Origin of the sequence: Azonexus sp., assembly GCF_047638095.1 — a bacterium.
Lineage (GTDB): Bacteria > Pseudomonadota > Gammaproteobacteria > Burkholderiales > Rhodocyclaceae > Azonexus.
This window is the reverse complement of sequence record NZ_JBLJBW010000067.1, coordinates 1-10,007: the sequence shown is the minus strand read 5'-3', so window position 1 is coordinate 10,007 and position 10,007 is coordinate 1. Positions and strand designations below refer to the sequence as shown.

Sequence of the window (10,007 nt, the reverse complement as noted above, 5' to 3'; positions counted from 1 at the left end):
GAGTGGTCGATTGCACCGGTCTTGAAAACCGGCAACGGGCAACCGTTCGTGAGTTCGAATCTCACCGCTTCCGCCAGTGATTCGTGCCCGAACTCGGGCCAGACTCGTCCCGGATGCTTCCATGAATCGACTGCGTCAGCCCCGTACGATTGCCTTGGTCGGCAAGTACAACAGCCCCGAAATCGCCGAGTCCCTGGCGCGTTTGGCGCAGTATTTGCACGAGCGCGGTGTGTCGGTGTTCATCGAGCGCGAAACGGCGGGGCATATTGGTAAATTGGTTGATCTGGCGCGCTGGGTGACCTGCGGCTTCAACGATATCGGCGCCCATGCCGATGTCGCCATCGTGCTCGGCGGCGATGGCACCATGCTCAACGCGGCGCGCCGTCTGGCGCGCTATTGCGTGCCGCTGGTCGGCGTCAATCAGGGGCGCCTGGGTTTCATGACGGACATTGCGCGCGACGACATGTTGACCTGCATGGACGATTTGCTCGACGGCAATTTCCAGCCGGAAAACCGCATGCTGCTGGCGGCCGAAGTGTTGCGCGAGGGGCGCGAAGTGGCAACCAATCTGGCCTTGAACGATGTCGTCATCGACAAAGGGGCGATCGGTCGTTTGATCGAGTTTGAATTATTCATTGACGGTGAGTTCATTTATAACCTGCGTTCGGATGGCTTGATCGTCTCGACGCCGACCGGTTCTACCGCTTATGCCCTTTCGGCCGGCGGGCCGATTTTGCATCCGACGCTGACTGGCATCGCCCTGGTGCCGCTTTATCCGCACGCGCTGACCTATCGCCCGGTGACGCTCAATGACACGGTGGAAATTGAATTACGCATTACCCATGCCGATGATCCGCGCGTGCACTTCGACGGCCAGGTGACGCTCGATCTGCAGGTGGGCGATAGCGTGCGTATTCATCGCTCGGATCATGCCATTTCATTTTTACATCCGCCGGGCTACAGTTATTTTTCGATGCTGCGACAAAAGCTGCAATGGAGCGAGCGGCCCAAGGGGAATTGAAAGGCGCGTGTGCTGCTTGCTTGGGTGTCTCCGGATGCTGCGCCGGTGCTGAAATTTGCGGCGTTTTGCCGGGGTGTTGTTGGGGCGAAACAAAAGAAATCAATAAAGGAAAGAAATGCTGCGTCAATTATCCTTGCGGGATTTTGTCATTGTCGATCGTCTGGAATTGGAGTTTGCCGCAGGTTTTTCCGTGCTGACCGGAGAAACCGGGGCCGGCAAGTCGATCTTGATCGATGCCCTGGCACTGGCCTTGGGCGAGCGCGGTGATGCCGGCGTGGTGCGCGCCGGTTGCGACAAGGCGGAAATCGTGGCTTTGTTCGATGTGGCAGAAATGCCGTCGGTGGCGGCTTGGCTGCAGGAAAATGATTTGGCAGCCGATGCTGATCTCATGTTGCGGCGCGTAGTGGATGCCAACGGCCGCTCGCGTGCCTGGATCAATGGCACGCCGGCGACAGTGCAGCAACTGCGCGAGGTGGGGGAATATCTGGTCGACATCCACGGGCAGCATGCGCACCAATCCTTGTTGCGCAGTGATGCCCAGCGGCAATTGCTCGACAGCCACGCTGGCCTGAATGCGCAGGTCAAGGCGGTCGGCGAGGCGTGGCGCGTCTGGCGGGCGGCGGAATCGGCCTGGCGCGACGCCAGCAGCAGCGCGGAAAATCTGCTGCGCGAGCGCGAGGAATTGAGTTGGCAGGTCGATGAACTGGAACAGTTGGTGCTGGGCGACGAAGAATGGTCTGCGTTGGACGCCGAGCACCGCCGGCTGGCGCACGCTGCCAGCCTGATCGAAGGCGCGCAGTTTGCTTTGGCGGCGCTCGCCGAAGGTGAGGGCGCATGTCAGGGTACGGTCGATCAAGTCGCCGCTCGCCTCGCCGAGCTGTCAAGTTACGATCCGGCCTTGGCTGCGGTGGCGGAGGTGTTGGCCTCGATTCAGGCCGAATTGAGCGATGCCGTATCTTCCCTGCGCCGTTATGCCGACCGCGCCGATCTCGACCCGGCGCGTCTGAGTGCCGTCGAGCAGCGCATGGAGGCTGTGCTGGCGCAAGCCCGGCGCTTTCGCACGACGCCGGAAAGCCTGCCGGAATTGCTGCGCACCACCCGGGCGCGGCTGGAGGCACTCAGTGCGGCCAGCGATCTCGCTGCGCTGGAAGCGCGCTTGTCGGCGGCCGAAAACGAATTCCGCGTGCTGGCGAGCGCCCTGTCCGCCGCGCGCCAGGATGCCGCGCAGGCTATGGCGCAAGCCGTCAGCACCAGCATGGCGCAACTGGCGCTGGGCAGTGGGCGCTTTGAAGTGGCGCTGCTGCCGCAAAGTGCCGGCGCTATCTACGGTCTGGAGCAGGTGGAATTTCGCATCGGCGGCCTATCCGGCCAGGAAGCGCGCCCTTTGGCGAAAGTGGCTTCGGGCGGCGAGTTGTCGCGCATCAGTTTGGCCATTCAGGTGCTGACTTCGCGTTCCGCCGCCGTGCCGACCCTGATCTTTGATGAGGTCGATGTCGGCATCGGCGGTGGCGTGGCCGAAATCGTCGGACGACTCTTGCATGAATTGGGGCGCGAGCGCCAGGTGCTGTGCGTGACCCACTTGGCGCAGGTGGCGGCGCGTGCCGATGCGCAATGGCGGGTGGCCAAAAACACGCAAGCCGGGCAGGTGTTGTCTTCGATTCAGGCCCTCGATTTTGCTGAGCGCGTGCAAGAAGTCGCGCGCATGCTGGGCGGTGTTGAACTCACCGAGATCACCTTGCAGCACGCACGGGAAATGTTACAAAGCTGAGCTTGCCGGCGGGGAGACAGACCGTCGGTCGTGCTAAAACGTGCTGGCGCGCAGCTTTCCTAGGGGCTTTGGCATTCCCGGCATTGCCCGTAGAGATAGAGTGCGTGATCCTGAATTTTGAAGCCGTGTTCATTGGCCACTTTATCTTGGCGTTTTTCAATTTCCGGATCGTAAAACTCGGCAACTTTGCCGCATTGCACGCAAACCAGGTGGTCGTGGTGTTTGCCACGGTTGATTTCGAACACCGCCTTGCCGGATTCGAAAAAATGTCGCTCCAGCAAACCGGCTTGTTCGAACTGGGTCAGCACGCGATACACCGTGGCCAGGCCGATGTCCATGTTGTCTGCGAGCAGGTGGCGGTACACGTCTTCCGCCGTCATGTGGCGCAACTCGCTTTTTTCGAACAATTCGAGAATCTTGATGCGGGGGAAGGTGGCCTTGAGGCCGATATCCTTGAGGCTCTGCGGGTTGCTCATGGCAGGGGTCCTGTTTGTTGTGCGTTATCGGTGCCGCTTGGGGGCGGCTTCGGGTATGATATACCGCTTCCTTGCCGCCATGAAATCATCCCGGAATCTTCCATGCGTTATCTGCGCTTTTTCCTTCTGGTGGCGTCGGCCCTCTTTATGACGGCTTGCGCCTACAAACCAAGTTTCATTAACGAGTACAAGATCGATGTGCAGCAGGGCAACGTGCTCACGCAAGAGATGGTGGCGCAGCTCAAGCCCGGGCAAACGCACGAACAGGTGCGTTTCATTCTCGGCAGCCCCTTGATTACCGATGCCTTCCACCGGCAACGCTGGGATTACGTTTATCACTTTCGCGACGGCAGCACGCGCGCCGTGCAGCGGCGGCAGTTTTCGGTATTTTTTGACGATGCAGGCCGCCTGAGTCGCGTGACGGGCGATGTCGATGTCGCCAGCACGGAAGAGTTGCTGACGCCGCCGGCGCGTTCGCGGGTCGTCGATCTGGGGGCGATCAGCGCACAAGAAGCGGCGCAAGGCGTGCCGGCAGAGGGCGCGGAAAATCAGGAGGATGAAGCGCAGCCGGGCTTTTTCCGGCGCATGTTGAATTGGGTGGGATTGTAAAAATGAATGCAGCAGTCAAACCGCGTATCGGTATTGTCGGCGCCAGCGGGCGCATGGGGCGGATGTTGCTCGAAGCGATATTGAAAGATGAACAGGTGTCGCTCGGTGCCGCTTTCGATCTGCCGGGCAGCCCTGCCGTTGGCAGCAAAGCCGGAGCGCTGGTCGGCATGGCCAGCGAGGTGCTCGTACGCGATGATTTGGCGGCCGGTATGGCAGAAATCGATTGTTTGATCGATTTTACCCGCCCGGAAGGTACTTTGCAGCACCTGGCGCTGTGTCGTGCGGCCAAGGTGGGCATGGTCATCGGGACGACCGGTTTTGATGCTGCCGGCAAGGAGCAAATTGCTGCCGCAGCCAAGGATATTCCTGTGGTATTTGCGCCAAATATGGCCGTGGGCGTGAATCTGGTGTTTAAGCTGCTCGATACGGCGGCGCGCATTTTGGCGCAAGGTTACGATATCGAAGTCGTCGAAGCGCACCACCGCATGAAAGTGGATGCGCCTTCGGGCACAGCCTTGCGCATGGGCGAAGTGGTGGCGGCGGCTTTGGGGCGTGATCTTGAAGACTGCGCCGTGTATGGCCGCGAAGGCGTGACCGGTGAGCGTGATCCGTCCACCATCGGTTTTGCCACGGTGCGCGGCGGCGATATCGTTGGCGACCATACGGTGATGTTCTGCGGTTTGGGCGAGCGGGTGGAAGTCACCCACAAGGCCAGCAGCCGCATGCCTTATGCCTTGGGCAGCCTGCGCGCGGCACGCTTCATCGCCGGGCGTCAGCAAGGTTTGTTCGATATGCAAGATGTGCTGGGTTTGCGCTGAGTCTGCGCTGAGCACCTCTGAGCTTTCATGATCGATTTCGATAAGCGCGCGCAATCATGAAATCCAGTTTGTTTGCCCGGCAGCTGCAAAACCTGTTTGGCGGCGAGGGGGCTAGCGGCTTTCGTGCTGCTGTGGCGCAAGCCAAAGCGGGGGATAACACGGCCTTGCTGGCGCATCTGGAGCCTTTGGTCGAGCAGGTCGATGCGGCCTATGCGGCCTATGTCAATTTGAATCAATGGACCACGGTGCTCTCCGGCGACGCGCTGATGGACTGGAATCTGTTGTCCGGGGTGATTGACGTCAAGCGCGGCTGGAAAGAAATGCTCGGTTACGGCAAAACGGAATTGAGCGATAGCGTGGCCCAGTGGCAGCAGTTGCTGCACACGGAAGATGCGTCAAAATTTCAGGCCGCGCTGGCCGCGCATGTCGAGCGCCGGGACCGCTGGTTCGAGCTGGAATGCCGTTTGCGCAGCAAAGATGGCAGCTGGCGCTGGTGTTTGATGCGCGGCGCGGTGGCGACGCGCGATGCGGCCGGGCAGCCGATTCGCCTGCTGTTGCTGCAGCGCGATATTGCGTCCTTCAAGCTCACCCAGAACGAATTGATCGTGGCGCGCGATCTGGCGGAATCTGCTAATCAGGCGCGTGGCACCTTTCTGGCCAACATGAGCCACGAAATTCGTACGCCGATGAACGGCATCATCGGCATGACCGAATTGGCACTCGACACGGACCTCGATGCCGAACAGCGCCATTATCTGCGCACCGTCAGATCATCGGCAGAATCCTTGCTGCGCATCGTCAATGACGTGCTGGATTTTTCCAAGATCGAAGCCGGCAAAATGGATATCGAGGCAGTGCCTTTTCCGCTCGAGGAAATCATTTTCGAGGCAGTGCGCGTTTTGGCGATCGATGCCCATAACAAGGGCCTGGATTTGGTGGTCGATATCGCGCCTAATTTGCCAGAGCGCCTGGTCGGCGATCCGACGCGCTTGCGTCAGCTGTTGCTCAATCTCGTGGGTAATGCCATTAAATTTACTGAGCAGGGCGAGGTGGCGATTCGCGCCAGCATCGAAAACGATATGGATGAGCAGGTGTTGTTGCACGTTGCCGTGCGCGATACCGGCATCGGCATCGCCCCGGACAAACAGCATGCCATTTTTGCTGCCTTTGCCCAAGCCGATGCTTCGACCACGCGCCGTTTCGGCGGCACCGGTCTGGGTTTGGCGATCTGCACCAAACTGGTGCAGCTGATGTCCGGACAAATCTGGCTGGAGAGCAAGGAAGGCGAAGGTTCGGTTTTTCATTTCACGGCGCGCATGAAACGCGCCCCCGAAGCGGCGGCAAAAGCGCAGCAGGAAGCCGCTTACGCCGGACGCCGGGCGCTCATCGTGGAAGCCAACGCCAGCACGGCGCAGGTGCTGCAGACTTTGCTTGAGCACCAAGGCATCAAGACGGCGGTGCTGTCTGACCCAGTGCAGGCGGTGGCGGCGATCAACATGAACCGCTCGCTTGCTCAGGCGTTTGATTATCTTTTGGTCGATACGGATATGCCGGCCCCGGCAGGCATGGCCTTGATCGAAACCTGGCAGCACAGTGGTCAGCCAGAGCGCATTATGGCTTTGTTGACGACGGCAAATCAGCGCCGGGAAATTGGGCGTTTGCGTGAGCTGGATGTGCCGGTGCATCTGCTGAAACCGGCCGGGCACGGTGATATCGCCACGGCACTTGCGCTGCTCGAACAGCTCGGCCTGGAGCGCCAGAGCGATATTTGCCCGGTGACGCCGAGTACGACGCGCCGTTTGCGTATTCTGCTGGCCGACGACAATCCGGTGAATCAGGAAGTGGCGCGCCGCCTGCTGGAAAAGCAGGGACACAAGATCAAGATTGCCAATCATGGCGGCGAAGCGGTCGATATGTTCGAGCAGGGCTCGTTCGATGTCATTTTGCTCGACATGCAGATGCCGGTAATGGGCGGTGTCGAAGCGGCAGAAGCCATTCGGGGGCGCGAATTGCGGCGTAGCTGGGTGGTGTCGCGTGAGTTTCAGTCGGTGCACATCATCGCCATGACGGCCAACGCGCTGGAAAGCGACCGCGAAAAATGCCTGGCCGCCGGGATGAACGATTACCTCGTCAAACCCTTGCTGCCGGAAGACCTTTACGCCGCCTTGGCCAAGGTGCCGGCAGCCGATGAAGCGAATTGGATGAGCGCTACCACGGTCGGGGTGTTGGCCGAAAGCTGCCTCGATTTGCAAGGCGCGCTGAGTAATCTGGGTGACGTCGATTTGCTGGTGACCATGGCCAGCATGTTCCTCGAAGATTGGCAAAATTACATCGACAAACTTGCGCGCGCCCTGCAGCTGCGCGATGTTGCCAATTCGCGCCTGCACGCCCATACGCTAAAAGGTTTGCTGGCCATGTTCAATGCTGAGGTGGCACGCACGCACGCGGTGATGATCGAAGGCGCGATGACGGGCGAAGGGCAGCAATGGGACGATGTCGCCAAGGAATTTACCGCTCTGAAAAACGAAATGTCCCGTATCCGGCCGCAGCTTGCGCGCTTTGTCGAAAAACGCGCCATCGGCTGACAAAATCGTTGTTAAGCGGCAGGGGTGATGTTTGTGATAGCGCCAAAGTGGCCGTGCAAACTCGCCTGTGTTTGCCTGTAAATGGGCTTCTCGGCTAAAATGAGCGGGTTAAGTGCGCCGCGGAGGGATGATCATCCCTCCTTTTTGTGTGCGCGCAAGCAAAAAAACAGGAGAGCCAACGTGTCGTTGCTGCCATCATTCACCCCCGCCATTCTCGCCCTCGCCGACGGAACGGTTTTTCAAGGGTATTCCATCGGCGCAGATGGTCTGACCAGCGGCGAAGTCGTTTTCAACACCGCCATGAGCGGTTATCAGGAAATCCTGACCGACCCGTCCTACACCCGTCAGATCGTCACCCTGACCTATCCGCACATCGGTAATACGGGCTGTAACAGTGAAGACTGCGAGTCGGCCAATCATTTTGCCGCCGGTTTGATCATCAAGGAATTGCCGCCGGCCTCCAACTGGCGCAGCGAAGAAACCTTGGATGCCTATTTGCGCCGCAATGGCATCGTCGGTATTGCCGGTATCGATACCCGCAAACTGACCCGTATTCTGCGTGAAACAGGCGCGCAGGCCGGTTGCATCCTTGCCGGTGAAGGCGACGAGGCGAAAGCCTTGGCGATGGCCCGGGCTTTTCCGGGGCTGGCAGGGATGGATCTGGCCAAGGTGGTGTCTACCCGCGAAACCTATACCTGGACGGAAACCGAGTGGACGCTCGAAGGTTACGGGCAGCAAGGCGAAACCCGTTTCCATGTGGTCGCCTACGATTTTGGTGTCAAGCGCAACATTTTGCGCATGCTGGCGCACCGTGGCGTGCGCGTGACCGTGGTGCCGGCGCAAACCCCGGCCGCCGAGGTGTTGGCGATGAAACCGGACGGTGTTTTCCTCTCCAACGGTCCCGGCGACCCGGAGCCCTGCGATTACGCGATTGCCGCGATTCGTGAAATTCTGGAAGCTGGTGTGCCGACCTTTGGCATCTGCCTCGGCCATCAGCTTTTGGCCCTGGCTTCTGGCGCTAAAACGCAAAAAATGAAATTTGGTCACCACGGAGCCAACCACCCGGTCAAGGATCTGGATTCCGGCAAGGTTTTGATTACCAGCCAGAATCACGGTTTTGCCGTTGATGTGGCAACCTTGCCGGCCAATTTGCGCGCGACGCACACCTCCTTGTTCGACGGTTCCAACCAGGGGCTTGCGCGCACCGACGTGCCGGCCTTCTCTTTCCAGGGGCACCCCGAAGCCATTCCCGGGCCGCACGATGTGGCCCATTTGTTCGACCGTTTTCTCGATTGCATGACGCGCGGCGTGGCCGCACTGTAGGAGCGAGAGCGGCGCAGCAAAAGACCCATCGAAGGACCCATCGAAGCGAAACGTAAAACAGTTTGCGTTTCCCTCATTTCACGTTGCACGGATCAAAAATATGCCGAAACGTACAGATATCAAAAGTGTTCTCATCATTGGCGCGGGCCCCATCATCATCGGGCAGGCCTGTGAATTCGATTATTCCGGCGCACAGGCCTGCAAGGCACTGCGCGAAGAGGGTTACAAGGTCATTTTGGTCAACTCCAATCCGGCGACCATCATGACCGACCCGGAAATGGCCGACGTCACCTACATCGAGCCGATTACCTGGCAGGTGGTGGCGAAAATCATCGAAAAAGAGCGCCCGGATGCGCTGCTGCCGACCATGGGCGGCCAGACGGCGCTCAACTGCGCGCTCGATCTCGACCGCGAAGGCGTGCTCGCCCAGTTTGGTGTGGAATTGATCGGCGCTTCCAAAGAAGCGATCGATAAAGCCGAAGACCGCCAGAAGTTCAAGGATGCCATGACCAAGATCGGTCTTGGCTCCGCCCGTTCGGCCACTGCGCACAGCATGGAAGAGGCGTATCAGGTGCAGGCGGTGGTCGGCTTCCCGACCATCATCCGGCCTTCCTTCACGCTCGGCGGCACCGGCGGCGGCATCGCCTACAACATGGAAGAATTCGAAACCATCTGTAAGCGCGGCCTCGAAGCCTCGCCGACGCACGAACTTCTGATCGAGGAATCCTTGCTCGGCTGGAAAGAGTTCGAGATGGAAGTCGTGCGCGACAAGGCCGACAACTGCATCATCATCTGCTCGATCGAAAACCTCGATCCGATGGGCGTGCATACTGGCGACTCCATCACCGTCGCCCCGGCGCAGACGTTGACCGACAAGGAATACCAACTCCTGCGCAACGCCTCCATCGCCGTGCTGCGCGAGATCGGTGTCGATACCGGCGGCTCCAACGTGCAATTCGCCATCAATCCCAAAGATGGCCGCTGCATCGTCATCGAAATGAACCCGCGTGTGTCGCGCTCTTCCGCCCTGGCCTCCAAGGCCACCGGCTTCCCGATTGCCAAAATCGCCGCCAAGCTGGCCATCGGCTACACGCTCGACGAACTCGCCAACGACATCACCGGCGGCAAGACGCCGGCATCTTTTGAGCCGTCCATCGACTATGTGGTCACCAAGGTGCCGCGCTTTGCCTTTGAGAAATTCCCGCAGGCCGATGCCACGCTGACCACGCAAATGAAATCGGTCGGCGAAGTCATGGCCATGGGCCGTACCTTCCAGGAATCGCTGCAAAAAGCCTTGCGCGGGCTGGAAGTCGGTGTCGACGGCTTCAATCTGAAAACGGTCGACCCGGAAACCATCGACGAGCAACTGGCGATTCCTTCGCCGGATCGCCTGTGGTACGTGGCGGA

8 protein-coding genes are annotated in these 10,007 nt (G+C 59.7%); 7 read left to right on the top strand and 1 reads right to left on the bottom strand.

The window, feature by feature from the left end:
* Window positions 1-121 precede the first annotated feature (121 nt).
* Together ACM62Q_RS12485 and recN are read left to right on the top strand one after the other, a co-directional pair.
* Window positions 122-1,021: an NAD kinase gene (locus ACM62Q_RS12485; protein WP_415037068.1), complete on the top strand. Its 900-nt coding sequence runs from the start codon at window positions 122-124 to the stop codon at window positions 1,019-1,021.
* A 115-nt stretch (window positions 1,022-1,136) separates the two neighbouring features.
* Window positions 1,137-2,789 (top strand): DNA repair protein RecN, encoded by a 1,653-nt coding sequence (gene recN / locus ACM62Q_RS12480; protein WP_415037066.1) that lies wholly within the window; start codon window positions 1,137-1,139, stop codon window positions 2,787-2,789.
* A 59-nt stretch (window positions 2,790-2,848) separates the two neighbouring features.
* Here the strand turns inward: recN and fur are convergent, their stop codons facing one another.
* On the bottom strand, window positions 2,849-3,265 hold the full coding sequence (gene fur, locus ACM62Q_RS12475) for a ferric iron uptake transcriptional regulator (RefSeq protein ID WP_415037064.1): 417 nt from the start codon (window positions 3,263-3,265) through the stop codon (window positions 2,849-2,851).
* 102 nt (window positions 3,266-3,367) lie between these two features.
* On the opposite strand from fur, the gene ACM62Q_RS12470 reads away from it, so the two are divergent.
* The 5 genes from ACM62Q_RS12470 to carB form a co-directional block, all read left to right on the top strand.
* Complete coding sequence (locus ACM62Q_RS12470; protein ID WP_415037062.1) at window positions 3,368-3,874, top strand: outer membrane protein assembly factor BamE; 507 nt, start codon at window positions 3,368-3,370, stop codon at window positions 3,872-3,874.
* A 2-nt stretch (window positions 3,875-3,876) separates the two neighbouring features.
* On the top strand, window positions 3,877-4,692 hold the full coding sequence (dapB, locus tag ACM62Q_RS12465) for a 4-hydroxy-tetrahydrodipicolinate reductase (RefSeq protein WP_415037060.1): 816 nt from the start codon (window positions 3,877-3,879) through the stop codon (window positions 4,690-4,692).
* A 56-nt stretch (window positions 4,693-4,748) separates the two neighbouring features.
* Window positions 4,749-7,277, top strand: coding sequence for a response regulator (locus ACM62Q_RS12460; RefSeq protein ID WP_415037058.1), 2,529 nt, complete (start codon window positions 4,749-4,751; stop codon window positions 7,275-7,277).
* A 189-nt stretch (window positions 7,278-7,466) separates the two neighbouring features.
* Window positions 7,467-8,600 carry a glutamine-hydrolyzing carbamoyl-phosphate synthase small subunit gene (gene carA, locus ACM62Q_RS12455; RefSeq protein ID WP_415037070.1) on the top strand — a complete coding sequence of 378 codons (1,134 nt, stop codon included), beginning with the start codon at window positions 7,467-7,469 and terminating at the stop codon, window positions 8,598-8,600.
* Between the two features lie 100 nt (window positions 8,601-8,700).
* Window positions 8,701-10,007: carbamoyl-phosphate synthase large subunit (gene carB / locus ACM62Q_RS12450; protein ID WP_415037056.1), on the top strand; the 1,307-nt coding region annotated here is incomplete at its 3' end.

Excerpts from the sequence above, each read along its gene's own strand:
- ACM62Q_RS12485 (WP_415037068.1), top strand. The coding sequence starts at position 122 with ATGAATCGACTGCGTCAGCCCCGTACGATTGCCTTGGTCGGCAAGTAC.
- recN (WP_415037066.1), top strand. The coding sequence starts at position 1,137 with ATGCTGCGTCAATTATCCTTGCGGGATTTTGTCATTGTCGATCGTCTG.
- ACM62Q_RS12470 (WP_415037062.1), top strand. The coding sequence starts at position 3,368 with ATGCGTTATCTGCGCTTTTTCCTTCTGGTGGCGTCGGCCCTCTTTATG.
- dapB (WP_415037060.1), top strand. The coding sequence starts at position 3,877 with ATGAATGCAGCAGTCAAACCGCGTATCGGTATTGTCGGCGCCAGCGGG.
- ACM62Q_RS12460 (WP_415037058.1), top strand. The coding sequence starts at position 4,749 with ATGAAATCCAGTTTGTTTGCCCGGCAGCTGCAAAACCTGTTTGGCGGC.
- fur (WP_415037064.1), bottom strand. The coding sequence starts at position 3,265 with ATGAGCAACCCGCAGAGCCTCAAGGATATCGGCCTCAAGGCCACCTTC.